Source organism: Trichlorobacter lovleyi (genome assembly GCF_015239775.1).
In the GTDB taxonomy this organism is placed as follows: domain Bacteria; phylum Desulfobacterota; class Desulfuromonadia; order Geobacterales; family Pseudopelobacteraceae; genus Trichlorobacter; species Trichlorobacter lovleyi_B.
The window spans coordinates 800,506-824,277 of record NZ_CP058409.1 but is presented as its reverse complement, the minus strand read 5'-3'; the positions used below and the strand labels follow the sequence as shown (position 1 = coordinate 824,277).

Here is a 23,772-nt window from a genome sequence, read left to right as displayed (position 1 = left end):
AACCGTATGTCAGAACCAGCTTCAAAACCAGCAGCCAACAGCAACCTGATCCGCAGCACCTCATCGGTCTGTCCGGTCTGCCTGGAGGTCATCCCGGCCCGGATCATCACCGAGGGCAGGGAAGTCTACATGTTCAAGGAATGCCCGGAGCACGGCCCCTACAAGACCTACGTCTGGCCCGACAGCGACCACTACCGCTGGGCCAGCAGTTTCAGGATGCCGCTCGTGCGTCCCGAGCACCCGATTGCCTCCCTGGGTGGCTGCCCCGACGACTGCGGCTTGTGTTCGGCCCACCAGCGCCGCCCGACACTGGTTGAGATCGAGCTGACGGAAAAATGCAATCTGCGTTGCCCGGTCTGTTTCATGTCGGCAGAAGAGATCCAGGCCAAGGCAGCGCCGGGACCGGACCTTGACGCTCTGGCCTCGATCTACCGCTCGATTCTTGACCGGACCGGGCCGGATACCGCTATTCAGCTGACCGGTGGTGAACCGACCATGCGTGCCGACCTGCCTGAGATTGTCAAACTGGGGCGCCGGATCGGATTTTCCGCCATAGAGGTCAACACCAATGGGGTCGTGCTGGCCCGTCGCCCAGACTATGCCAAGAAACTGGCCTCGGCAGGGGTCAGCGGTGTCTACATGCAGTTTGACGGTATGACCAAACAGGTCTACCGGACCATCCGGGGGGCCGACCTGCTTGAGACCAAGCTGCGTGCCGTGCAGAACTGCCGTGCCGCCGGTATCCAGATGGTGCTGGCCATGACCGTGATCAGCGGGGTGAATGAGCTTGAGATGGGTGACGTGCTGCGTTTTGCCCTGGACAACCGGGATGTTGTTGCCGGCGTTGCCTTTCAGCCGGCCTTTGGCTCGGGCCGCTTCGACATCTCCCCTGACCGGCGTCTGACCATGGGGGATGTGGCCTTCATGCTGGCCGGACAGAGCAACGGCCTGCTTGAACCGTACGACCTCTGGCCCCTGGGCTGCTCACACCCGCTCTGCAGTTCAGCCACCTATATCATTGAGGATCGGGGCACGCTGGTCCCCCTGACCCGCCGGATCACCCCGGATGACTATCACCGCGAATTTGACCCGTCCAGCCCGCAGGGCTCGGTCTTTCCCGATCTGGCGGAAAGGCTGTTTCCCGGCAGCCAGTCCGGCCTGTCGGTGGTGGTGATGAACTACATGGACGCCTTCAGCATGGATCTTGAACGGCTGAAGGAGTGCAGCATGACGGTATCGCGGGCTGATGGCTGCATCGTCCCGTTCTGTTCCTATCAATTGACATCGCTCGACGGCACGAAACGAAAGACCCGGTAATCTGATTATGACCATGCCACAGACAGTAAAGACAAACTGCCGCTTTTGCGGCTATCAATGCGGCCTGACCGCCACCGTGGAAAACGGCAAAGTGACCGGGGTTGCCCCGGACCCGACCCAGTATCCGGGTGATGAACGTATTCAGCACGGCTGCCATCGCTGGCGGATGGCACCTCAGTTTCTGGACCACCCTGCCCGCGTCAACGTCCCCCTGAAACGGGTTGGTGAACGGGGCAGCGGCCAGTGGCAGCGGATCAGCTGGGACCAGGCCCTGGACGAGATTGCGGAAAAGCTGGCCGGACTGAAGGAACAGTTCGGGCCGGAAACCCTGGCCACCTGCATCGGCGGCCCCCATGCCGTCTACTGGCCCCTGCACCGCTTCATGACGCTCTTCGGCAGCCCCAACAATGTCGGGATCGGCCAGATCTGCTGGAACCCCGGCACCCTGCTACATGCGATCAGCTACGGCTGGCCCCTCGATAACGAGCTGGAACCTGACCTGACCGGCTGCCTGATGTTGTGGGGGGCAAACCACGCCGAATCCGACAACTCGCTGCTCTGGCACAGGATTCAGCAGTACAGCCAGACCGGCAAACCGCTGATCGTGGTCGATCCCCGCCGCACCAGGACGGCCGAGCTGGCAACCCACTGGCTCCCGGTCCGGCCCGGCACCGATGCGGTACTCGCCCTGGGACTCGTCCAGGCCATCATCCAGAACCGCTGGTACGACGCCCCCTTTGTGGAGGCCTGGTGCCACGGCTTTACCAGGCTGGCCGGACACCTGCAACACTACACTCCCGGCTACGTTGCAGAGGTTACCGGCATACCAGCGGAGCAGATACTGGAGGTAGCCCGCCTGTACGCCCTGCAGCGTCCCTCTGCGCTGTTTACCGGACGGGGCATCGACCAGATCGGCCGGAACAGCGTGCCGCTTCATCACTCCCTTGATATTCTGCGGGCCATCACCGGCAATATTGACCGCAAAGGGGCCTCCTGCATCACCGGGATGCCTGACTTCATACCAGAGCTTGAGCTGGAGCTGAGCGACCGGTTTCCGGAACAGCAGCGCAGCAAGCAGCTCGGCCAGCTGAAGCTGCAGAGCTATCACGGCTACGAGCAGCTCAGAAAGCTGACCAGCAAACAGGGCAAACGGTTGCCGATGCGCTACCTGACCTCGACGCAACCCAACCTGGTCTGGCAGGCGATGCTGACCGGCCGCCCCTACCCGATCCGCTCCATGATTGTCATGGCCACCAACCCGCTCTTGACCCAGGCGGATACCAGCCTGGTCTACCAGGCACTCAAGAGCCTGGACCTGCTGGTGGTGCTGGAACTGTTCCAGACCCCGACAGCCATGCTGGCCGACTACCTGCTGCCCAGTGCCGGTGTGCTGGAGCGGGCCCTGTTCGAGACCAAGGCCGGCACCGCCAACCTGGCCTACGGCGGCGCCAAGGCGGTGGAGCCATACTACGAACGACGGCCCGACTTTGACTTCTGGCAGGGACTGGGCTGCCGGCTGGGTCAGCAGGAAGACTGGCCCTGGCAGAGTTTCGAGGACAGCCTTGAGGCCACCCTTGCCCCAACCGGGGTTGACTGGGAGACCTTCAGCCGTCATGGCCTGTACACGCTGCCGGAAGAGTATGAAAAACACGAAAGAATCGATCCGGCCACCGGCAAGGCCGTCGGATTTGCCACCACAACCGGCAAGATTGAACTGTACAGCGAACTGCTTGCCGGACTCGGGGCAGAACCGTTGCCGGTCCCCAAACCGGTAGCGGCTGTTAACGAGCAGTATCCGCTTTCCCTGATCACCGGGGCCAGATATCACCCTTACTACGCCTCCAGCTTTCATCAGCTTGAGGGGTTGCGCAAGCTGCATCCCGAACCCTGGGCCGAGGTGAGCCGGGCAACCGCCCAAAAACTCGGCCTGACAGAAGGCACAACCGTCCGGGTTACCACCGAAAAGGGAACCGCATGCTTTGTGCTCAAGATCTCAGAGATGTGCGATGACGTGGTCAGTGTCGAGTATGGCTGGTGGTACCCCGAGAAGAAGGCCGCCGAGCCTGAACTGGGCGGGCTGTGGCTGGCCAACGCCAACCTGCTGACCAGTGCCGATTATGCAACCGCAGATCCGTTGATCGGCACCGCCACCTACAACGGCATCCCCTGTTGCCTGCAGGCAGCTGACGGAAATCTTTTCCAGCAGCCGTAAACAGTCTGGCCTTCTGATTTCATGATATGCTATGCATCTGGTGACGAATCAGCAGGGCTTTGAGAAACGTCATGAAGAAGGCCGGACACAAGGCGCACGGAACGCAGCAACCAAGACATAACAGTCTGTGAGGCAAGGGAGTGAGCACCGCGCAACGCCGTAGGCGGTCTCCAGAATAGTTTTCCACATCCCTGCCAACGACCGGAGCATGATGATGATCGAACCGCAACAACTGATCCTGTTCTTTACCACCTCGGTCCTGCTGGGCCTGGCGCCGGGGCCGGACATCCTGTTTGTGCTGGCCCAGGCCGCCCAGCAGGGCAAAAAAGCGGGGCTGCTGGTGACCCTGGGGCTCTGCACCGGCCTGCTGGTGCATACCGCCGCCGTCACCTTCGGGCTGGCAGCGGTTTACGCCCAGTCAGCACTGGCATTTACCCTGCTCAAGGTTGTGGGGGCCGCCTATCTGGCCTGGCTGGCCTGGCAGTCGTTCCGGGCCGGGACCCAGCAGGGTGCCGCCGCCAGAGTCGACCGCCTGAGCCTGGGAACGCTTTACCGCCGCGGTATCATCATGAACATCACCAACCCCAAGGTCTCGATCTTTTTTCTGGCATTTCTGCCCCAGTTTGCCGACCCGGCCAAGGGGCCCCTGTCACTGCAGCTTCTGTTGCTGGGCGGGCTGTTCATTGTGGCAACCATCCTGGTCTTCAGCAGCGTCAGCCTGCTGGCCGGGGCCCTGGGGGACCGCTTCCGCCAGTCGGCCGGGGCCCAGAAACTGCTGAACCGTATTGCAGGGACGATCTTTGCCGCCCTGGCGGTAAAACTGGTGACAGCCCAACGCTGACGAATCAAAAAACTGAAACAGAAGGAGTCATACAGATGAACTTCAACCACTTTGATGAACAGGGCCATGCGGTCATGGTGGATGTCAGCAGCAAGCAGGAGACCATGCGGACCGCCACGGCAGCTGCCGATGTGATCATGTCTGCAGAACTGCTGGCCGCCATTGCCCAGAAGAGCGTATCCAAGGGGGATGTCCTGGGGGTGGCGCGTCTGGCCGGCATCATGGCCGCCAAGAAGACCGACGACCTGATTCCGCTTTCCCATCCGCTCTCCCTGCACTCGGTCTCCATCGAGTTTGATCAGGACCCGGCAACCTGCAGGATTCAGGCACGCTGCACCGTACGGGCCTTTGAACGTACCGGGGTTGAGATGGAGGCGATGACCGGCGCGGCGGTTGCCGCCCTGACCATCTACGACATGTGCAAAGGGACCGACAAATCCATCAGCATTGCAAACATCCGGTTGCTCTATAAAGAAGGTGGTAAAAGCGGCCTGTATCGCCGGGAGGAGGCAGCATGAGGACGGCCATTCTGACCTTGAGCGACAAGGGGTCACGGGGTGAGCGGGTCGATGCCAGCGGACCGGCATTAAGCGCCTGGCTGGCTGAGCGGGGGGTAACCACCGTTGCCGCCGAGGTGATCGCGGATGAATATCAGCAGATCATTGCCAAGCTGACCGCCTGGGCCGATAGCGATACCGCCGACCTGATCCTCACCACCGGCGGAACCGGGGTTTCCCCCCGGGACGTGACACCTGAGGCCACCATTCAGGTGGTTACCCGCCTGATACCGGGTATGGGTGAACTGATGCGGCTGCGAAGCCTGGAGAAGACACAGATGGCAGCCCTCTCACGGGCGGTGGCAGGTATCAGGGCCCAGAGCCTGATCATCAACCTGCCCGGCAGCCCGAAAGGGGCGGTGGAAAACCTGGAGGCAGTCTGGCAGGTGATTGGACATGCCGTGGAAAAGATCCGTGGAGACAGCAGCGACTGCGGCGAACGGTTTACCTTATAATAGCTAACTACCGGACAGGCCGGCCACTACCTGTGGTCGGCCTGTCCAACAAAGAATACCCTGTGCTACTCGACAACCGTGGCCGGCTGCGGATTATCCAGATTCACCTGCTGCACATACACCACCGCTGAATCATCGGATTCCCACTGCATATCCAGCAGGATGCTGATCCCCGAGGTCTTGTTGGTAAAATCGATCGGACCGGCTGCCTTGGTCATCAGCAGTTTGTTGCCGAAACTCTCAACCAGCCGGTGGATCTCATCAATAAAGATCTCCTTGCCCCGCGCCATAAGATCTTCTTTAACCCCTTCACCGAAGATAACCCGCAGATCCCCGAATTCGTATTTTGTCTTTTTCATCGCTGTTCCCTTCCTTTCGTTGTGTGTAAGCGTAGTAACCTATCAAAAACAGTTGCCACAGAGATCACAGAGGTCTCAGAGGAAAACTGAAAATACGACCATCGGGTTGATTCCTCCGCGGAGCAGACGCTAAAAACCGATTTCTTTGCAGTTCTCTATGTTTCTCTGTGCCCTCTGTGGCCCATTACCGTTTTTGGATTAACCGGCGGCCGGAAAGGCTGCTGCCTCATAGCCCAGTTCCGCCAGGACGTTGATGGTCCTGTGGGGCAACTGCATGCTGCTGTCATGCCTGTGTGCCAGTTGCATCGTCTTCAGCAGGGTCAGCAGGTGGGCAAAGTCCGGAACCAGATCGACATCCGGCACGGTCTCCAGCAGGGCGACCGGGATCTCCTGTTCCACGGACCTGATGGCGATCATATCCAGCGCCGTGACACCGAGCCGGTTGTAAAAGACCTCGTCAAACCTGAAGGGGGTGCCGTGGGTGTAGCCGATGATATTGAAGCCGCACTCCTGATCAGCCGAGATCACCAGCGCCGAGTCCTGCTGTGCCAGCTGTTCCAGCCGCTGGAAGGCAGTCCGCAGCGTCTGCGGCTGCAGCGTCGGCATATCACCGCCCAGGATCACCACGGCATCGGCCAGCCGTTCCGGCGAACCGTTTTTCAGGATGCAATCCACGGCATACTGCATCCCTTTGTCAAAGCTTTCGCCTTGGTCACAAAAGAACTCCCTGACCCGCCCTGCCGGTGCAACGGTTTCCACCAGCTGTTCCAGGTAAGCGCCATCACCTGCAGCGTCATAACAGATATACAGGTCGCAGCAGTCGGCCTTCAGGCAGCTTTCAAGCACATCCAGCAGGCAGGCCTGATAAAACTCCTTTGCCTCCTCCTGGCTCAGGATACCGCCCCGCTCGGTGGTCAGCCGCGTTTTGGCCGTTCCTGCGCAGGGAACCTTGGTAAAGATGACAACGGCATTACGCACGCAGATGGCCTCCCGTGCAATCCGGCCTACTGCTCTGCCGGGGCATCAAACGAAAGCGGCTCGGCCGGGAAATCAGCCAGATCCACCTTGGATTTAGGCTTTTCCTGAAGGGTCAGGTCGTCCAGATTGACAATCGAGACCTGCACCGACACCTTGTTTTCCGTCTCCCATTTGACATCCAGCGCCAGGCTGGCCTTGGTATCCTCATTGGTGATCTGAATCTGCTCGTCCTTTTTGGACGCCATGATCTTGGAGGAGAAACTCTCGATCAGGCGACAGACTTCAACCGGATTGATCCCACGAAACATGAGCTCCTTTTGAACCGGCTCCTCTATGAGGATGGTCAACTCGTTATCCTCAAATTTGCTTTTGAACATGATGGTTCCTTTCCCCTCGGTAATTGGTCACGCGCTCCACGTCCCCGTGGGCCGTCCTGCAGCTGAAGGCCGGGTTGCCCTGAACGGACAGAGACAACCGTTCATGGCTGTCATCCCTGACAGAGCAACCTCCATGCCATCTGGTTAGTCAAGTGACATCAGGCGGTTGCAGCACGGCCTGCATCAGCTGCTCCACCTGCATATATCCTTTTGATAAGACCTCTTGTAGATTTGATAAATGCAGCTGCATGATCGATGCGGGGTGAAGCGGACAGGAGCTGCCGGAACATTCGCTATTCCGGTCCAGCTGCTGGCAGGCAAGCGGCTTAAGCTCCTCCAGCGGCAGCGCAAACATCTGACCGGCCAGCAAGAGGCCGCGGTGCAGCGCCAGCCAGCAATCCCGCTGGCAGCAACGAGCGGCCTGATGGGAGGCGATATCTGCCAGCACCTGCTGCACCACCTGCTGTACGACCTGACGCTGGGAGGCCTTGAGCGGGGTTGCCTCCAGCAGCACACTGAAGGCGATGCCGATACCGCTTGCAGCGCCGCAGACCCCCATGAAACCGCAGCTCCCGCCCGGCACCTCCGCCCCGCGGCTGATGGCGGTCCTGATCTGCTCATCGCTGACCGGATGGCCGGCATTACGCAGGGCTGCCAGAAACACCCCCGGCACCAGGGCATGGTACTGCGGCCCGTGAAGCGGAAAGGAGGGGTGATTGCGGATCTGTAAGAACAGCTCCATCGGATTTGCCGTACCAGAGTTGCTACAGAGCTGTTCCAGACGCTGCAAGCTGTCGCCGATATGGCACAGGTCGCAGACAAAATGCCCGTTTTGACAGGCTGCGAGACTGCTGACGCTTGCGCCGCAATAGTGGCAGGTCATCTCCTGGGGTGCTGCCGTATAGACCAGCGGGGCGCTGCAGACCAGGCAACCGGAGCTGTGCTGCGGTTCCACCGGTTTAACAGGTTGAGACTGCTGGTGGGCCTCCGGCGGCTGGGAACAGCAGGAACCGCCGGATATCGTCACGTTGTCAACAAAGCCGAAGGAGTCGATTCTCCAGAGCTGATCCCCGAACAGCTCCGCCTCCTGCTTTGCGATCAAGGCCGGCTGACCGGCCCGGAGCCAGGTCTGGCCGGAGAGTTTCAACGCCTCTGCCGGACCGGGATAGATGACCTTTTCCGTGCAAAGGTCATGCAGACCAGCAGGCTTTTCAGCCACGAAGGTCAGCGAATAAAAGGGATGGCCCTGGACGGTGCGGTAGGGATGCCGCCGGATGATCCGGTAGCGGCAGAGACCGCTTTCGGCGATGATACCGGCCAGGTCCTTGTGGGTCATGGCACCGGCAATGCATTCGCCGCGCAGCTCATCATCATTCAGGATGGCTGCCGGCGGTTGCTCTTCGCAGACCACATCCGCAACAACCATCCGTCCACCCGGAGCCAGCACGCGGCAGATCTCGGCAAAGGTCCGCCGTTTGTCCGGCGACAGGTTCAAGACGCAGTTGGAGACCAGCACATCAACGCTGCCTGTCTCAAGGGGCAACGCCTCCAGATAGCCCTTCACAAAACGCAGATTGTCGAAACCGAGCGTGGCCCGCACCTGCTCTGCCCCGCGATTGGCCAGTGCCAGCATCGGGTCCAGCATATCGACCCCGGTTACCTGCCCTTCAGCACCAACCTGTCTGGCAGCGATAAAGCATTCCACCCCGGTGCCGCTGCCGAGATCAACCACCCGCTCACCGGCCTGCAGGGCGGCATCCAGGATCGGACTGCCGCAACCGTAGCCACGGAAGCGGAATTCCGACGGGATGTGGCTTAAGAGCGGGTCCGCATAGGAGACCGGGTTCAGGATATCGGCACGGCGGTCACCGGCGGCTTCGGCATAGAACTGCTTGACCCCGGAGCGGCTGTCCCGGGTGTCATGCAGCAGACAGTTGCTCTGACAGAGTGCCACCGGGCCGTGGGAGCTGCAGTTCTCAAGCAGCTCACCCATCTTCAGCCGGATGGCGGCTCCGGCAGGCTCCGGCAGGCGGCTGGCGGCCTGCTCGATCAGCAACAGCGAGATCGATTCGATCAGGGACTGGTAGGGGTCACGCCCCTGGTAGCTGCCAGCGTGGAAATAACTGTGGTCAAAGTCTCCGCCGCCATGGAGGTAGCGCCAGGGAGTGCTGAGCGAAGCTGCCGTGGTCCCGCGTATCTCCGCCAGCACCTCGCTTTGCTGCCAGGCTGCAGCAAGCCCTGCCTCCAGAGCGGTTGCCAGCTGCCGGACCCCGACGGTTGCTGCGGTGGGATACAGGCAGTTGTCAGGCCCGATGGCCGCCGACTCAACACCGGCACTGCTGCCGTCATGGATCGTACCCGGCGGCGAGAAGATCCGTTGCCTGATCGCCTCAACATTGTCAATCGCCACTCCCCTGAGCTGTGAGCGTTCCATGGCAGCGGCCAGCAGCGGCAGCAGCTGCACCGGCGCAACGGCCTGTTCCTCGGAGCCCCTGCCCCTGATGAAGTACCACATGTAATGAACCGCTGCCGCCCCCATATCTGCAGCAAAGTCAACCAGCCAGGGGATATCCTGATGGTTGGCCTGTGTCGGACACATGCTGAGCGTAAACTGCCAGCCGTTTTCCTTGAGGAACCGCAGCTGCTTTTGCAACAACGCAAAACTGCCCTTGCCCCGCACGGCGTCATGCTGCTCCGGTGAGCCGTCAAGGCTGATCTGGAGGCGAATCCGCTCCCTGGGCCAGGCCGCATCCAGCTTCTGCTCTGCCAGCATGCCGTTGCTCAACAGCACCAGCCGGGCCTCAGGGTGTTCCAGCAGCCCTTCAATCAACCGGCTGAAACCGTCATACATCAGCGGCTCTCCGCCGGTCAGGGCGAACAGACGGCAGTCCAGGGTTTTGTAAGCCGTGGCGGCATGCTGCAGCAGTTGCTCAAGTGGCAGTTGGCGGTAGTGCCCCGGCCCGGCGCTGAACAGACAGTGGCTGCAGCTCATGTTGCAGGCATCGGTGACATGGAACCAGAGTTCCCGCAATGCGGGAGACTTGGGCAGCAGCAGTTCTCTGCCCGGATAGACGGCCGGCGTGCCCTCCGGCAGCCGTTGCAGAAACAGCCGGGAGTCGCTGTCCTGCAGAACAGCGCCGGAGGCCGCTGAGCTGAGCAGGCGATCCCCCTCTGCCGTGGGAACAAACCAGGCAGGCTGTCCCGGAGCAAGGTACAGTGCTGATGAGGCTAACGGAAGCCGTATCCAGTCTGAGTGATTAAAGGGCATGGCAGTCTATTCCTAACATTTAATGGCTGATCAGACAGCAGACTTACCGGGCTGAAGGGCCTTGCCTGCGGTCGCGGTCCTGACCAGTTGGGGACCAAGGGTGTAATAGGAGCGTTCCGGGGCACTGGCCAGGACCGGCTGCACCAGCCCGGCAAGCGGCACGCCCTGTTTGCCAAGCACCTCTTCATCAGCCTTGACATCACAAATCAGGCCGATGAACTGGGTATGGCTGCCCAGGTCACTACTGTGCAGCACGCTGCATTCGAGGTTGAGGGGGAATTCCTGCACATAGGGGGCATTGACCAGGCCACTGGTAACGGCGGTCAGGCCGGTTGTCGCAAACTTGTCGGCCACGACACCGGACACCATCCCGATCAGGTCGGCCTGGGCAAGATGGCGGCAGCCGGGCACATTGACCGTGAAGGCCCCGGACGTGCTGATATTACGATGTGTCAGCCGGTTCTTGCGTACGGAGATCGCAACGCAGGGCGGGTCCGAGCAGCAGATACCGGCCCAGGAGACGGTCATCAGGTTCGGCTGCCCCTGTGCGTCAAAACTCCCGATAACCCAGACCGGAGAAGGCAGTGACAGTGTTGCTGCTCCCAGAGAGCGCTTCATCGTGTTACCCCCTCACCGGACAGGGATATCAGCATGCCGTCATGGGCAGCCCGGACATGGGGATACGCTGCCAGTTGCTGCTGCAGCTCTACGCTGGTCAGCGGCTGGCTGTAATGGACGGAGATATGGGTCAGAATCACTGTTTTTGCCTCGGCCTGCTGCCCCAGTTCGATCGCCTCGGCAATGGACATATGGCTGTTGGGAAACCAGTTTTCACCGCTAAAGGTGGCATCGCAGATCAGGTAATCAGCCCCCTGCACCAACGCCAGCGTCTCCGGGGGGAGACCGGCGGTGTCCGGAAAATAGGCCAACCGGGTTGTCTGCGAACTGACCATGAATCCGGCGGTTTCAATGCTGTGGCGGGCCGGCAGCGGCGTGATCAGGACCTCACCCAGCGGGTAGGACCGGAAAAACTCCCAGGTTTGTACCGTAAAGATCTCCTCAAGCGCAGGAAAGGCGTTATGAAACAGCTCCAGTGCCGAAGGGGGCAGATAGAGGGCAATCGGCTGCCTGCGCTTCAGCTTGACATAGTACTCAAGCTCACCGATCCCGCCGAAATGGTCATAATGCCAGTGGGTGATGAACAGCGTATCGATGTCGGAAACCTGCTCCCTCAGCAACTGCTGTCTGAGATCCGGCGGGGTGTCGATCAGCACCTGCTGACCGCCGGCAGTGAGCAGTGCACCGCTGCGTGTCCTGATGGCAGCGGGATGTTCCCGTGCCTCCCGGCAGCCAACGCAGTCACAGAAAAAGGAGGGGGCACCGGGACCGGCGCCGCTGCCCAGCAGGGTAAAGGCGGCGCTGCTCATGACACCGCTCCGTCCGAGGCGCCCTGGGTGTCAGCCCCTGCAATTGAACAGCTGCAGCGCATGGCCACCGGATGACAGTCAGCAGCCTCCGGACAGTCATCGCACTGTCCGGCAAAGGGGGCTGCCAGATCGCTGAATCCGCAAGACACAAAGCCGAGTTTGCCGTAGAAACCGGCGCTCTTCCCCTTTGCCACCGTGGTGACCTGATAGCTGCCGCCCCCCGGCATGCTGCCGCCATGACAGAAATCCCAGGGCTGTTGCAGCAACTTATCAAGCAGCAGCCTGCCCAGGCCGTGGGTACGTTCATGCTCGCTGATGGCAAAGACAATCAGGTGAAACAGATCCTGGTCCGTCTGGGTCAGCATGCCGCCACCGATAATGCGATCCCCCGTGCTGATCACGATATGCTCTTCGATCTCGCCGGCCAGGTCCATATCACTCTCAAGAAAGATGCCCTGCAGGACCTCTGCATCAGCGCTGTCGGCAAATCTGATTTCGTATGGCACGTGTTCCCCCTTGCAGCAAAAGCCGGTCTAGTTCGCCCGCTGTTCCAGCTGGATGGCCTTTTGCGGGCACTGGCCGACACAGGTATAGCAACTGCTGCATTTTTCCTCGGCAACCGCCACCGCCTTGGGTCCGTTTGCGGTCTCCCGCATCTCCAGTACGGCATCCGGGCAGAAGGCAACGCAGAGTTCGCAGCCGTTGCAGCGATCCTGCTGTATCCGGACGGAGACATGGCAGCCTTCCTGGTGCTCCGGGCCGGAGACGTTGTCAATGACCGGCGGCATGTAGATCTTGCGCCGCGCCTCGGGGATGCTCTTCACCGCCAGCTTTTTCAGGGATTCGATCAGCGCCGGCAGCTGGTCATAAGGAATCGCGAGGTAGGTCTCAAAATCGCTGATATCGCTGATCGCCCGGGCTCCGTAGCAGCCGAAGGAGATATTCATCCGCTGACTCTTCATCACCTGCACCGTCAGGTCGGAGCAGGTGGAGTTAAAGCCCGAGGTATTGAAGACCTGCCGGTCGCCGCTGCCGTAACTTGATGCGCAACAGCACCACATCGCCTGCTCGGGGTAGAGGGTAAAGATAACAACATCGGGCGTAAATTCGGCATCCTCCAGCGGGGCAACCACGCTGGCGCGGTAGGTGCCGGTGGCAAACTCGGACCGTGATGCGATCATTTTGCGGGCTATTTCTATGTTGGGCAGTTTCTTGAACAGCAGGTACAGTTCGCCGGAGCGCAGCTTGGGCGACATCGGGATCAGCCCCATGATTGCCGACCCGTCGGGGCAGGCATGCTTGGCAGGGGGCATGTAGATGCTGTTGCCCCGCCGCGCCGCGGTGATGGCCTGACAGTGCCTGAGCGGCACGGATGGCTCAAAGACGTTGGCCGGCTTTTCCTCTCCATGCTTCAGCAGCCTGACCGCTACGGGGGACCATCGCAGGGTAAGCAGTTCTTTCAGATCACGGGATAATTCCTGATGGTTCACGACGGTTCCTTTCATATGGCGACAAAGACTGCAGGGCTTCTGTCGGCAGATTGTTGAAAAACGCTGCAGGGGCCAGTAACGGCACGGCACAGGAGCGGGCCCTGCATAACGCAATGGACATTTTTCAACCGTCTGCTAGCGTTGTGGCGGTGGCGCCGTACTCTCCAGCCCGAGTTCATCCAGCACCTGCAGCGTATGCACCGGAACCAGAATGGCGTTGTTGTAGGCAGATGCCGCCCTGAGCGCCTTGACAACCGGGATCATGCTGGCCAGGTCCACCGGAATATCCACATCCGGCACCGCCTCGACCACCGCCAGCGGGATCTTGTTGTCAACGGCCTTTGCCACCAGCATATCCAGCGCCGTGATGCCGTCCATGTTATAGAAGACCCTGGTAAAATCGAACGGCGTACTGGAGGTGAAGCCGACCAGCGAAAACCCGCCCTCCTGACAGGCCCCCTCAACCAGGGCACTGCCGCCCGGCTCTGACTTGGCAAGGCTGTGCAGCTTTTTAACGGCATCCTGCACGATGTAGGGCTGCAGGGTGGGGATGTCCCCGCCGACAATGATCACCGCTGCCGGCTCCGCCCCCCCTGACCCGGCTTTCAGGATATGATCGGCGGCGTACTGCATGCAGTCATCAAAACTGCCCCCCTGGTCAGGGTAGACCTCAACGATCTTTGACCTGTCCGAACTGCGTGCCAGCAACTGCTCCAGACAGGCACGGTCGCCGGAGGCGTTGTAGCAGACCTTGACCTCACCACAGTCGGCTGCGATGCAGACATTGATCACATCAACAAGACAGCCCTCATAGAGCATCCGTGCCTCGTCATCCGTGAGAATCCCGCCTCTGGCAGTGGTAAGCCTGGTTTTGGTGTCGCCTGTTTTCGGCACCCTGGTGAAAATGACAATGCTGGTTTGCATGGTAGGTCCCTTTATCCGCGTCCTGAACGCTGGTTCAGATGGTGTGTGCTGCTCTACGCAGAAAGAGCAATGATTGTGCCACCAGACTATCAATAATAATTACAGCATGATGCAAACCAAAGCAGACCTATCGCCCGCGCCGGCATGTCGAACTGAAAACATCACTTCTCAAAATGATATCGATCCGGACCAAGCAGATCCAGTCAGGGGGGGCTAAGAGGGAGGGAAATAAAAAAACGGCAGCACCCGTGATTAAAAACGACCGTCACAGATGATGCCGCCTGAAAAATCTGAGGCGTCAGGATTGAGGTATCAGGCAGGCTCCGGCCGCTGCTGTTTGCCCTTGGCCGCCGGAGTTGAACAGCTCTGTCCGCCGATCTCGTCAAGGGAGATCACCCCTTGAGCCTCATACTCCTTCAGCTTGCGGTACAGCGTGGCCAGGCCGATGTTCAGCTCTGTCGCTGCCAGCACCTTGTTGCCGCCCAGGGCACGCAGCACACCGATGATATAATCCCGCTCGATCTCCTCCAGGGGGCGGATACAGTCTGAGACCACCGGCCTCAGGGAGAGCGCCCGCAGGTCGCAGGGCAGATCATCAATATCGATCTGCGCCCCCTGGCACATGGCAACGGCATACTCCACCGCGTTTTGCAGCTCACGGACATTGCCCGGCCAGTTGTAGCGCAGGAATTGCGCGGCAGCCCTGGAGGTAAAACCGGTAATCTGGAGCTTCATCTGTTTCACCAGCTTGGCCAGGAACATCCGGGTCAGGGGCAGGATATCTTCGTTGCGCTCCCGCAGCGGAGGCACCTGCAGCTCAATGACCCGCAGGCGGTAGTAAAGGTCCTGCCGGAAGCGACCCTGGGCAATCTCATCAGTCAGATTGCGGTTGGTTGCCGTGACGACCCGCACATCGATCTTGCGCGACTTGTTCTCACCAACCCTGCGGACCTCGCGCTCCTGCAGGGCACGCAGCAGCTTGACCTGCATGGCCGGCGAAACCTCACCGATCTCATCCAGAAACAGGGTGCCGCCGGCAGCCGCCTCAAAGAGGCCGGGGCGATCCCGGTCCGCACCGGTGAAGGATCCCTTGGCATGGCCAAACAGCTCACTTTCAAGCAGTGTCTCGGTAAGCGCGCCACAGTTTACCGCAATAAAGGGCTGCGCAGCACGGGGTGACTGGTCATGGATGAAGCGGGCCATCAGCTCCTTTCCGGAGCCGCTTTCACCGGTGACCAGTACCGATGAATCCACCTTGGCAACCCGCCAGGCCATATCGACCACGTTCTTCATGGCACGGCTGCGGGACATGACCAGCGTGGGGGTCGTGGCCCCTTCAAGGAAGGCGAAATGCTCCTCCTTCTTGCGCAACCGTTTTTCCACACTGATCAGCTTTTCATTCAGCTCCCGCATGATGGCCGCTGAGGACTCCATGCGGTAGTATCTGAGATACGGCTCCAGTTCAGGTCCCCAGTCCTCTTTGTAACGGCCCACGACGTGACAGGTATCATGCCCCATTGCGCGGCACTGATCCTCGATAAAGTAGACCTCCCGCCCTTCAACGTAGGAGGCGAAACCGCTTGCAAAGGCGACCTCCCGCCAGCACGCCGGTTCATCCGAACGGCCAAAATGCAAGATATGTTGCTCTGCCTCGTAACAGTCGTGCCAGACCGATTCAATCAGCGGCTCACCTCCGCTTCCATCGGTGCGGACGTTAACGGTGACGTTGTTAAACCCGGTCAGGGAGTGCAGCTTTGCGCCGGCAAACTTCTTTGACTCCTTCCAGATGTCAGGCGCGTGCTGTTCCAGGTTTTTTGCGGTTTGCCAGCCGTTGGCAAAGCCGAGACGGGTCAGGATGCAGCGTGCCGTGAACACCCCCAGCGAATCGATCAGCTCCTTTTTCAGCAGCCCCGACACATTGGCATTGTGGATCAAAACCCGCTCACCCAGCAGGTGTATGACCCCCCCTTCAGGGTTGAAAGAAAGCATCTCCCGCAGATCCATATCGGCAATCTTCATGGCATCCTCCCTATCTCAAATTGATAATCACAATGCCAAAAGAAGAATACGCTGTCCAGACAATAATTAACAACTGCCAGAAAATTGGCATGTTAGCGTATTCAGCAAGAATGGCATGGCAGATGCTAAGGCAGAGACAGAGGTAAATTTCTCGGAAATTTTCCAAAACCTAAGGGAGGAGTACATCTATGTGTTTTAGACCAGCAGGAGTGAACAAGCCGCAGGAGTGCCCGAATTGCAAGAAGAAGCTTGCAGCGATAGGCGGAGTGAAACAAAAGATCTGTCCGTTCTGCAAGACCCCACTCGGAGAAGAGCCCAAGCCGGAGCCGATCACGGTCGAACTGGAGCCAGGCACCTACTTCCGTTGCACCTGCGGGAAATCAAAGACCATGCCATTCTGCGACGGCTCCCATGCAGGCAGCAGCAGCTCTCCACTTGAATTCGAGATCAAGGAGAAGCAGCAGGTCACGCTGTGCAACTGTGGCAAGACAAAGACAGCCCCGTTCTGCGACGGCAGCCACGCAAAGTAGTCTGATCCGCTTGATTCAAGGCCGTGCATAACGGCCTTGAATCAACCCAACAGGCCCGGAAACAACCGCTCGCCCTACGGGCGAACCGGTGAGGTGAACATGAACAAACCGGTCGTCTCATTCGTTGCCCCATCAGGAACCGGCAAGACAACCTTGCTGGAAAAGGTCATCGTGGCGCTTAAGGTACAGGGGGTACGGGTCGGTGCGATCAAGCATGATGCCCACCGTTTTGACATCGACCACCCGGGCAAGGACAGCTACCGCTTCACCCATGCCGGTGCCGATACCACGGTCATCACCTCGTCAGAGACCCTGGCGCTGGTAAAACGCCATGCCGCCTCCCCCTCGCCGGAAGAGCTGATTGCCAGCTATTTTGAGGATGTGGATCTGGTGCTTGTTGAGGGGTTCAAGCGCAGCACACTGCCCAAGATCGAAGTGCATCGCCGTGCGGGAGAGGCGAAGCTGATCTGCCGCGGCGAATATCATGACCCGGCCCTGCTCGCCGTGGCCAGCGATGAAGCGCTGCAGCTGGATGTGCCGGTTCTGGATCTCAACAACCCGGCCCAGGTTGCAGAATTCATTATGACGCGGGTTGTACGGGGCATGGCCGCTTAATACCAATGCATGCCGATTCCAGTTCAAGGATGCTATCCAGCCAGCGAGGAGCCGGTGACGGACCAACGAAGAGGCGCCTTGAAACGGAATTGAAATAACAGGTCAGATTGATTGGAGGAGTGTATGGCTCAGGTAATTGCTGTCTGCGTAAGTGCCGACAAAGGCCAGCGCAAGACCCCGAAAGAGTCGGTGCTGGTACAGGAAAACCACGGCATTGTCGGTGATGCCCATGCCGGCGAGTGGCATCGCCAGATCAGCCTGTTGGCCCAGGAAAGCATCGACAAAATGCGGGCTTTGGGCCTGGATGTCACCACCGGCGACTTTGCCGAGAATATCACCACCAGCGGTATTGACCTGGTCGCTCTGCCGATCGGCAGCCGTCTGCAGGTCGGCCAGACCGTTCTTGAGGTGACCCAGATCGGCAAGGAGTGCCATAACCGCTGCGCCATCTACCACCAGGCCGGGGATTGCGTCATGCCGAAAGAAGGGATCTTTGCCCGGGTGATTGCCGGCGGGACCATCCGGCCGGTTGACATGGTAAGCCGGATCTGTTGAGCGCCAGGCCTTTCAGATACCACGCCGCAGTTTAACACGCCCCGGAAAACCGTCTAACAGGCTGTTGAAAAACGTTATGAGGAAGCACGGCTACAAGGCGCACGGCGCACAGCGACTGAGACATAACGTATAGTTAGGAGAAGGAGCGAGCACCGCGCAACGCCGTAGACGGGCTCCGTAGTAGTTTTTCAACAGCCTGCTAAAGGAAATGCTATCGCCATGAGAAGCGGCTATCAGATGTATATCAACGGCACGTGGCAGGATTCTGCAGACGGCAGCTGGTTTGATGATCTCAATCCCTACACGGGAGAGATACTGACAACGGTGGCAAACGGCAGCCAACTGGATGCGCTGTTGGCCGTTAACGCAGCAGCTGACGCATTTCCAGACTGGGCCGCGGTTGCCCCCTCCCAAAAGCGCCTCTTATTCCTGAAGGCCGCAGACCTGCTTGAAAGACGCAAGGATGAGCTAATTGAGCTGCTTGCCCGGGAAACCGGCGCAGCACGGCCTTTTGCCGCCTATCAGGCAGCTGCCGGACCCAACTATTTGCGAGAGGCCGGTTCACAGGTACATCGGGTCACAGGTACGATACTCCCCTCGGAAACCACGAAGGTTTCAATGGCAATGCGACATCCTGTCGGTGTCGTTGCCGGGATATCGCCCTGGAACTGTCCCGTTGTACTCAGTTTGCGTGCCGTCTGTTTTGCCATAGCCTACGGCAATACGGTGGTACTGAAGCCGTCGGAGGAATCACCGGTGTCTGGCGGCGTGCTCCTGGCAGAACTGTTTGAAGAAGCCGGTTTCCCCGGGGGCGTCTTAAATGTTGTGACCCACGGCTATGGCAGCAGCAACCAGATAGGCGATCTGTTTATTCAGGACCGGCGGGTCAAGAGGATCAGCTTCACCGGTTCTACCCGGGTCGGGCGTGTACTTGCCGAAAAATGCGGAAGGCAGCTCAAACGGATCGCCCTGGAACTGGGTGGTAACGACCCGCTGATCGTCCTGAAAGACGCCGACATCGATCATGCCGTCAATGCGGCTATTTTCGGACGCTTTCTTCATCAGGGCCAGGTCTGCATGAACGCCAAGCGGCTGATCATAGAAAAAGCAATAGCGCAGGAGTTTACCGCCAAGTTTGTAGCAAGGGCCGCAGCCTTAAAGGTCGGCAATCCCCTTGATGCCGCCACCGTGATCGGTCCCCTGATTAATCGCAAACAGTACGACACGCTGGACAGCCAGGTAACACAGGCAGTGGCCGAAGGCGCTCAACTGCTTTGCGGGGGGTACGGTGACGGGCTCTGCTATCACCCGACAGTGCTGGGCAGTGTGCGTGAAGATATGGCGATCTTTCACGAGGAGACCTTTGGCCCGGTGGCCCCGATTATTGTTGCCGAAGATGCCGATGAGGCCGTACGGATGGCAAACAACTCCACCTATGGCCTTTCAGCCGGCATACTCACCAACAACATGCAGCAGGGACTTGCGCTGGCGCGCCGGATTGAGTCCGGTGCCTGCCACGTCAATGATTCTCCGCTCTATGGTGAAACCCACGCCCCGTTGGGAGGTGTGAACAATAGCGGCTGGGGCAAGTTCGGCATTGAAGCGATGCAGGAATTCACCGAGCTGCAGTGGGTTACCCTGGAAATGGGAACGCGGCAGTATCCCTTTTAGACGTACCAGGAAAGGCTTTAAGTAAATGTTGATCGTAATGAGCCACACCGCCAGCCAGTCAGATATAGACAAGGTCATTGAGACGGTCAGCGGGATGGGATTCACCGCCGCCCCGATTCCCGGTGGAGAACGGACCGCCATCGGCGTTTTGGGCAACAAAGGCTACGTGGATGACTCCAAGATCCGCGACCTGCCCGGCGTACAGCAGGCGATCCATGTCTCCAAGCCGTACAAACTGGTCTCCCGCGACTTTCACCCTGACAACACCATCGTTGACGTGGCCGGCGTCAAGATCGGCGAGGGAGAACGCCCGGTGGTGGTGGGTGGTCCCTGCGCCGTAGAATCGGAAGAACAGATCCTCACCACCGCCCGCTTTGTCAAACAGGCCGGTGCCGACCTGCTACGGGGCGGCGCCTTCAAACCCCGCACCGGCCCCCACACCTTCCAGGGGCTGCGGGAAGAAGGGCTGAAACTGTTGGCCAAGGCCCGTGCAGCCACCGGCCTGCCGATCGTCACCGAAGTCATGAGCCCCGACAACGTCGCCCTGGTGGCTGAGTATGCCGACCTGCTGCAGGTTGGTGCCCGCAACATGCAGAACTTTGACCTGCTGCGAGAACTGGGCAGGATCAGAAAGCCGATCCTGCTCAAGCGCGGCATGAGCGCCACCATCGAAGAATTTCTGGCTGCTGCCGAATACATCCTGGCCGAAGGGAATGACCAGGTCATCCTTTGCGAGCGCGGCATCCGCACCTTTGAGACCGCCACCCGCAACACCCTCGACCTGGCCATGGTGCCGCTGGTCAAGGAACTGACCCACCTGCCGGTCATGGTCGATCCCTCCCACGCCACCGGCAAACGCAGCCTGGTCACCCCGATGTCCAAGGCCGCCCTGGTGGCCGGTGCCCACGGTGTATTGGTAGAGGTGCATCCTGAGCCTGAAAAGGCCTTGTCCGACGGCCCTCAATCCCTGACCTTTCCCGGCTTTGAGGCCTTGATGGCTGATCTGAGACGTTTGCAGCAGTGCCTAGCCTGTTGCGATATCGCACCTTGACGGAAGGAGGCCATGCCCATGTCTGAAATCAGTACGACAGCACCCGGCCAGCCCGGGCCTGAAACCGGCCTGCTGACATTCCCCGCAGCCCTGCAGGGCTGCAACGTACTGGTCTGGGGCTGCAGCAACAAAGAACAGCTCAGAGCGCTTGCGGAACAGATCGGCCCAGAGGGGCAGTTGCTGGTGGCCGAACCTGCCGGACCGAAACTGCTGCTGCCCGCGCGGCCCTGTCCGGTGCGCCTGCTGCCCTCTGAGGGGACAGCTGATTGTACGGACAACTCGTGTGATCTGGTGCTGGTAACCGAGCAGTTCAATCTGCTGCCGGACAAGGCAGTGCTCCTGCAACGGCTTTTCAGACTGCTGAAGCCGGGGGGTGAACTGTACCTGAACACCCTGTTTGCAGACCGGCGCCTACCTGAGCAGTTGTGCCAGCCCCCTGCTGCCGGCGACCTGCTTCTGAGCGGGGCACTCTACAGCCACGATTTCCGCCGTTTGCTGTCCGCTGCCGGCTGGCCGGACTACCGGGTGGTTGCCGTATATCCCCATCTGCCTGAGCCGGACCAGCAAACCGCATTCGGCATGGTGGCATTCAGCCGCAGGATCATCCGCACCTTCAAGCTGACCAGCCTGGAGGATATCTGCGAGGACTACGGCCAGGTCGTCACCTACAACGGCACCCTGCCCGGCAGTCCGCACAGCTTTGTCCTGGACAACCACCATACCTTTTATACCGGCAGACCGGAGCGGGTCTGCGGCAACAGCGCCGCATTGGTGCAGGAAACCCGCTTCGGCAAATATTTTAGCGTCAGTGGTGACCGTTCACGGCACTTTGGCCCCTTTCCCTGCTGACAGAACCACCCCGGGAGATCTCCATGAAATACGGTCATGAATTTATCGGTGAGCTGCTGGGCACCTTTCTGCTGGTCTTTATCGGCTGTTCATCAGTGGCGGTATCGGTACTGTTCTCTGCCCACGCCGGACTGTTTCAGATCGCCCTGATCTGGGGCATCGGCGTGACCATTGCCATCTACGCCACCCGGCACCTTTCCTGCGCCCATCTGAATCCGGCCGTCAGCGTTGCCATGGCGCTCGGGCGCCGGATGACCTGGCAGCGGCTGCCGGTCTATGTGGCGGCCCAGTTTATCGGCGCCTTTCTTGCGGCAGCCCTGCTCTACCTGCTCTTTTCCGGTTCCATCAGCCAGTATGAGGGGATCCACGCCATTGTGCGCGGCACACCGCAGTCAATCAAGACGGCACAGATCTTTGGCGAGTTTTACCCCAATCCCGGCGCCGGCGCGGCAGCGGCGGTCACCTTGGGCGGGGCCTTCGCGGCTGAAGCGGTCGGGACCTTCATCCTGGTGCTGATGATCTTTTCCCTGACCGAGGGATGCAACCTGGGCCGCCCCTCCGACAACCTCTGCCCGTTCTTCATCGGGCTGACCGTCACCGTCCTGATCTCGGTACTCGCCCCCTTGACCCAGGCAGGCCTTAACCCGGCCCGCGACTTTTCCCCCCGACTGTTTGCCTGGCTGATGGGATGGGGGACCGCGGCGCTTCCCGATGCGCACTATGGTTTTCTGATTGTCTACATGCTGGGACCGGTGGCAGGCGCCATGGCAGCTTCAACGTTGTTTACCTTTGTGATTGAGCCGCTGATGCAGGCAAAGAGCCTGTCCGGCAAGGCCTGCAGACCCTGCGCATAGGCGGTTGGGGCTGCTGCCCGGTATGCCGGAGGAGACATAAACGCTATTACCCCAGCCCGAACCGTTGGCTGACTGACACTGGCTGTACTCAAGTGATGCTTGATGTATCTAAAATACAGGAGGATGGGATGGACACACAGATGACAACGATAGCGGCAAAAGAATTGAGGGACATGAAAAGGGCATTCCTGATGCTGAGAGGCCTGTTTGACACCTCGAAAGAGTACGCAGAACGCCTTCCGCCATGCGATTCGCAGCAGGCCGAGGTGCTGATAAACAACCTGACGCTGGGCCAGATCAAGGCGCAGGAGTTCTTTTCCAGGGCAAAGGAGCTTGAAAAGGCCCAGGCATGATCAGGTCACGGAAGCTGACCGCTGCCCGGCCGGGAGACTGGTCTCAGCTGAGCAGCGTGATATCTTCAGGTGTATTCAGGTTGAGGAATGCCGTCCCAGCCGGATCAAACGGCGCGATATCCGGGTAGGGAACCTGCCTGACATGCAGCTGTGAACAGGCCGTACTGATCGAAAAAATCCCCTCCTGCAGCTGGTTCCGCATGGTATCTAGGCAGCTCTTGCGATAGCAGGCAAAGAGCGGCTCAGCCCCCTGGCTGCTGCAGGGGATGACGGCATCATAGCTGCCCCTGGCATTGCAAAGGTAACGCAGGATTGCGGGATTGGGGAAAGGCAGGTCGCAGGAGGTGACAAAGACATGCTCGGTCCTAGCGTGGTAAAGGCCGGTGTACAGTCCGCCAAGTGAACTGCCGGGGTACAGGTCCGGCACAACAGGCAGCCGGCAGCCGGCAAACCGTTCCGGCCGGTCCCCGATCAGCAGAACCTGCGCAAAAGCTTGCTGAAACGGCTCCAATGCCCGTTCAACCAGCGTTTTCCCCTGAACAGCGAGTAACGCCTTGTCCTGCCCCATTCTGCGGCTCTTTCCCCCGACCAGGACAATGCCGGTAATATCCTGAAAGACCGGTGCGGTCATGCCACAACCTCCCCCCTGCGTCAGGGATGCTCAATCAGCTGAATGAACTCTTCCCGCTTGATCTCATCAACGATCCAGGAACAGGCAGCAAAGCAGCGATCCCTGGTTGTGCCGGAGACCACCGCGAACAGGACCGTATCGCAGGCATTGATGCTGCCCAGCCGGTGAACCACCAGCACCTGATTCAACTTGAACTGAGTCTTCGCCTGTTCTGCAATCGCCATCATCCGGCTGTCAACATCAAAGACCAGCGGTTTCAGTTCGACACGGGAAAAGTCAGGTACCTGCTTGCCGGGCCGTTTCACCCTGCCGTGATGCATGACCACGGTGCCGGTCAGGTCGGTCTCCTGATCAAGAAAGGAGCGGTACAACTCCAGGCAGTCAAAGGCATCTGCTGATGCATAGGCGTGTATCATGGTCAGTCTCCCCTTCAAAAAAT

General features: G+C 59.7%; 25 protein-coding genes. 13 read left to right on the top strand and 12 right to left on the bottom strand.

The genetic code is table 11. From position 1 onward, the window contains the following. Positions 1-6 precede the first annotated feature (6 nt). From FY034_RS03750 to FY034_RS03730, 5 genes are all read left to right on the top strand, one after another. Positions 7-1,317: a radical SAM protein gene (locus FY034_RS03750; protein ID WP_265553858.1), complete on the top strand. Its 1,311-nt coding sequence runs from the start codon at positions 7-9 to the stop codon at positions 1,315-1,317. Positions 1,318-1,330: 13 nt separating this feature from the next. Then, positions 1,331-3,529, top strand: coding sequence for a molybdopterin-containing oxidoreductase family protein (locus FY034_RS03745; RefSeq protein ID WP_265553856.1), 2,199 nt, complete (start codon positions 1,331-1,333; stop codon positions 3,527-3,529). A gap of 208 nt (positions 3,530-3,737) precedes the next feature. Continuing rightward, positions 3,738-4,370, top strand: a complete 633-nt coding sequence (locus tag FY034_RS03740; protein WP_265553854.1) for a LysE family translocator — start codon at positions 3,738-3,740, stop codon at positions 4,368-4,370. A 35-nt stretch (positions 4,371-4,405) separates the two neighbouring features. After that, positions 4,406-4,888, top strand: a complete 483-nt coding sequence (gene moaC, locus FY034_RS03735; protein ID WP_265553853.1) for a cyclic pyranopterin monophosphate synthase MoaC — start codon at positions 4,406-4,408, stop codon at positions 4,886-4,888. Next, entirely contained in the window at positions 4,885-5,382 is a 498-nt protein-coding gene (locus FY034_RS03730; protein ID WP_265553851.1) for a MogA/MoaB family molybdenum cofactor biosynthesis protein, read from the top strand. The genes moaC and FY034_RS03730 overlap by 4 nt, the downstream gene beginning before the upstream one ends. 65 nt (positions 5,383-5,447) lie before the next feature. On the opposite strand, the gene FY034_RS03725 is transcribed toward FY034_RS03730, so the two are convergent. From FY034_RS03725 to FY034_RS03680, 10 genes are all read right to left on the bottom strand, one after another. After that, entirely contained in the window at positions 5,448-5,741 is a 294-nt protein-coding gene (locus FY034_RS03725; protein WP_265553849.1) for a hypothetical protein, read from the bottom strand. A 198-nt stretch (positions 5,742-5,939) separates the two neighbouring features. Further along, positions 5,940-6,719, bottom strand: a complete 780-nt coding sequence (locus FY034_RS03720) for a TIGR04282 family arsenosugar biosynthesis glycosyltransferase (RefSeq protein ID WP_265553848.1) — start codon at positions 6,717-6,719, stop codon at positions 5,940-5,942. A gap of 26 nt (positions 6,720-6,745) precedes the next feature. Further along, positions 6,746-7,096, bottom strand: coding sequence for a hypothetical protein (locus FY034_RS03715; protein ID WP_265553847.1), 351 nt, complete (start codon positions 7,094-7,096; stop codon positions 6,746-6,748). Between the two features lie 148 nt (positions 7,097-7,244). Next, complete coding sequence (locus tag FY034_RS03710; RefSeq protein ID WP_265553845.1) at positions 7,245-10,364, bottom strand: DUF5714 domain-containing protein; 3,120 nt, start codon at positions 10,362-10,364, stop codon at positions 7,245-7,247. A 30-nt stretch (positions 10,365-10,394) separates the two neighbouring features. Continuing rightward, entirely contained in the window at positions 10,395-10,982 is a 588-nt protein-coding gene (locus tag FY034_RS03705) for a flavin reductase family protein (RefSeq protein ID WP_265553843.1), read from the bottom strand. Next, positions 10,979-11,791 carry an MBL fold metallo-hydrolase gene (locus tag FY034_RS03700; RefSeq protein WP_265553842.1) on the bottom strand — a complete coding sequence of 271 codons (813 nt, stop codon included), beginning with the start codon at positions 11,789-11,791 and terminating at the stop codon, positions 10,979-10,981. The genes FY034_RS03705 and FY034_RS03700 overlap by 4 nt, the downstream gene beginning before the upstream one ends. Further along, complete coding sequence (locus tag FY034_RS03695) at positions 11,788-12,297, bottom strand: GNAT family N-acetyltransferase (protein WP_265553840.1); 510 nt, start codon at positions 12,295-12,297, stop codon at positions 11,788-11,790. The genes FY034_RS03700 and FY034_RS03695 overlap by 4 nt, the downstream gene beginning before the upstream one ends. A 27-nt stretch (positions 12,298-12,324) precedes the next feature. Beyond that, positions 12,325-13,281 (bottom strand): DUF169 domain-containing protein, encoded by a 957-nt coding sequence (locus FY034_RS03690; RefSeq protein WP_265553839.1) that lies wholly within the window; start codon positions 13,279-13,281, stop codon positions 12,325-12,327. Positions 13,282-13,416: 135 nt separating this feature from the next. Beyond that, positions 13,417-14,205 (bottom strand): TIGR04282 family arsenosugar biosynthesis glycosyltransferase, encoded by a 789-nt coding sequence (locus tag FY034_RS03685; RefSeq protein ID WP_265553838.1) that lies wholly within the window; start codon positions 14,203-14,205, stop codon positions 13,417-13,419. 312 nt (positions 14,206-14,517) lie between these two features. Further along, positions 14,518-16,224, bottom strand: a complete 1,707-nt coding sequence (locus FY034_RS03680; protein ID WP_265553837.1) for a sigma-54-dependent Fis family transcriptional regulator — start codon at positions 16,222-16,224, stop codon at positions 14,518-14,520. 188 nt (positions 16,225-16,412) lie between these two features. On the opposite strand from FY034_RS03680, the gene FY034_RS03675 reads away from it, so the two are divergent. From FY034_RS03675 to FY034_RS03640, 8 genes are all read left to right on the top strand, one after another. After that, positions 16,413-16,754: a CDGSH iron-sulfur domain-containing protein gene (locus FY034_RS03675; RefSeq protein ID WP_265553836.1), complete on the top strand. Its 342-nt coding sequence runs from the start codon at positions 16,413-16,415 to the stop codon at positions 16,752-16,754. 99 nt (positions 16,755-16,853) lie between these two features. Continuing rightward, on the top strand, positions 16,854-17,369 hold the full coding sequence (mobB, locus tag FY034_RS03670; protein WP_265553835.1) for a molybdopterin-guanine dinucleotide biosynthesis protein B: 516 nt from the start codon (positions 16,854-16,856) through the stop codon (positions 17,367-17,369). A gap of 123 nt (positions 17,370-17,492) precedes the next feature. Then, positions 17,493-17,924 (top strand): MOSC domain-containing protein, encoded by a 432-nt coding sequence (locus FY034_RS03665; RefSeq protein WP_265553834.1) that lies wholly within the window; start codon positions 17,493-17,495, stop codon positions 17,922-17,924. Between the two features lie 219 nt (positions 17,925-18,143). Continuing rightward, a complete protein-coding gene (locus tag FY034_RS03660; RefSeq protein WP_265553833.1) occupies positions 18,144-19,595 on the top strand; it encodes an aldehyde dehydrogenase family protein in 1,452 nt (483 codons plus the stop codon). A 25-nt stretch (positions 19,596-19,620) separates the two neighbouring features. Beyond that, positions 19,621-20,646, top strand: a complete 1,026-nt coding sequence (aroF, locus tag FY034_RS03655; protein ID WP_265553831.1) for a 3-deoxy-7-phosphoheptulonate synthase — start codon at positions 19,621-19,623, stop codon at positions 20,644-20,646. Between the two features lie 18 nt (positions 20,647-20,664). Continuing rightward, positions 20,665-21,495 carry a methyltransferase domain-containing protein gene (locus tag FY034_RS03650; protein WP_265553830.1) on the top strand — a complete coding sequence of 277 codons (831 nt, stop codon included), beginning with the start codon at positions 20,665-20,667 and terminating at the stop codon, positions 21,493-21,495. Positions 21,496-21,518: 23 nt separating this feature from the next. Next, positions 21,519-22,349 carry an MIP/aquaporin family protein gene (locus FY034_RS03645; protein ID WP_265553828.1) on the top strand — a complete coding sequence of 277 codons (831 nt, stop codon included), beginning with the start codon at positions 21,519-21,521 and terminating at the stop codon, positions 22,347-22,349. A 128-nt stretch (positions 22,350-22,477) separates the two neighbouring features. Continuing rightward, complete coding sequence (locus tag FY034_RS03640) at positions 22,478-22,702, top strand: hypothetical protein (protein WP_265553826.1); 225 nt, start codon at positions 22,478-22,480, stop codon at positions 22,700-22,702. Positions 22,703-22,745: 43 nt separating this feature from the next. On the opposite strand, the gene mobA is transcribed toward FY034_RS03640, so the two are convergent. Next, positions 22,746-23,333, bottom strand: coding sequence for a molybdenum cofactor guanylyltransferase (gene mobA / locus FY034_RS03635; RefSeq protein WP_265553824.1), 588 nt, complete (start codon positions 23,331-23,333; stop codon positions 22,746-22,748). Between the two features lie 20 nt (positions 23,334-23,353). Beyond that, the gene (locus tag FY034_RS03630; protein ID WP_265553823.1) at positions 23,354-23,749 is read right to left on the bottom strand and encodes a molybdenum cofactor biosynthesis protein MoaE; all 396 of its coding nucleotides are present in this window, start codon (positions 23,747-23,749) and stop codon (positions 23,354-23,356) included. Positions 23,750-23,772 lie beyond the last annotated feature (23 nt).

Coding starts and splice junctions, on each gene's coding strand:
- FY034_RS03750 (WP_265553858.1), top strand. CDS start 7: ATGTCAGAACCAGCTTCAAAACCAGCAGCCAACAGCAACCTGATCCGC.
- FY034_RS03745 (WP_265553856.1), top strand. CDS start 1,331: ATGCCACAGACAGTAAAGACAAACTGCCGCTTTTGCGGCTATCAATGC.
- FY034_RS03740 (WP_265553854.1), top strand. CDS start 3,738: ATGATGATGATCGAACCGCAACAACTGATCCTGTTCTTTACCACCTCG.
- moaC (WP_265553853.1), top strand. CDS start 4,406: ATGAACTTCAACCACTTTGATGAACAGGGCCATGCGGTCATGGTGGAT.
- FY034_RS03730 (WP_265553851.1), top strand. CDS start 4,885: ATGAGGACGGCCATTCTGACCTTGAGCGACAAGGGGTCACGGGGTGAG.
- FY034_RS03725 (WP_265553849.1), bottom strand. CDS start 5,741: ATGAAAAAGACAAAATACGAATTCGGGGATCTGCGGGTTATCTTCGGT.
- FY034_RS03715 (WP_265553847.1), bottom strand. CDS start 7,096: ATGTTCAAAAGCAAATTTGAGGATAACGAGTTGACCATCCTCATAGAG.
- FY034_RS03710 (WP_265553845.1), bottom strand. CDS start 10,364: ATGCCCTTTAATCACTCAGACTGGATACGGCTTCCGTTAGCCTCATCA.
- FY034_RS03705 (WP_265553843.1), bottom strand. CDS start 10,982: ATGAAGCGCTCTCTGGGAGCAGCAACACTGTCACTGCCTTCTCCGGTC.
- FY034_RS03700 (WP_265553842.1), bottom strand. CDS start 11,791: ATGAGCAGCGCCGCCTTTACCCTGCTGGGCAGCGGCGCCGGTCCCGGT.
- FY034_RS03685 (WP_265553838.1), bottom strand. CDS start 14,205: ATGCAAACCAGCATTGTCATTTTCACCAGGGTGCCGAAAACAGGCGAC.
- FY034_RS03680 (WP_265553837.1), bottom strand. CDS start 16,224: ATGAAGATTGCCGATATGGATCTGCGGGAGATGCTTTCTTTCAACCCT.
- FY034_RS03675 (WP_265553836.1), top strand. CDS start 16,413: ATGTGTTTTAGACCAGCAGGAGTGAACAAGCCGCAGGAGTGCCCGAAT.
- mobB (WP_265553835.1), top strand. CDS start 16,854: ATGAACAAACCGGTCGTCTCATTCGTTGCCCCATCAGGAACCGGCAAG.
- FY034_RS03665 (WP_265553834.1), top strand. CDS start 17,493: ATGGCTCAGGTAATTGCTGTCTGCGTAAGTGCCGACAAAGGCCAGCGC.
- FY034_RS03660 (WP_265553833.1), top strand. CDS start 18,144: ATGAGAAGCGGCTATCAGATGTATATCAACGGCACGTGGCAGGATTCT.
- aroF (WP_265553831.1), top strand. CDS start 19,621: ATGTTGATCGTAATGAGCCACACCGCCAGCCAGTCAGATATAGACAAG.
- FY034_RS03650 (WP_265553830.1), top strand. CDS start 20,665: ATGTCTGAAATCAGTACGACAGCACCCGGCCAGCCCGGGCCTGAAACC.
- FY034_RS03645 (WP_265553828.1), top strand. CDS start 21,519: ATGAAATACGGTCATGAATTTATCGGTGAGCTGCTGGGCACCTTTCTG.
- FY034_RS03640 (WP_265553826.1), top strand. CDS start 22,478: ATGGACACACAGATGACAACGATAGCGGCAAAAGAATTGAGGGACATG.
- mobA (WP_265553824.1), bottom strand. CDS start 23,333: ATGACCGCACCGGTCTTTCAGGATATTACCGGCATTGTCCTGGTCGGG.
- FY034_RS03630 (WP_265553823.1), bottom strand. CDS start 23,749: ATGATACACGCCTATGCATCAGCAGATGCCTTTGACTGCCTGGAGTTG.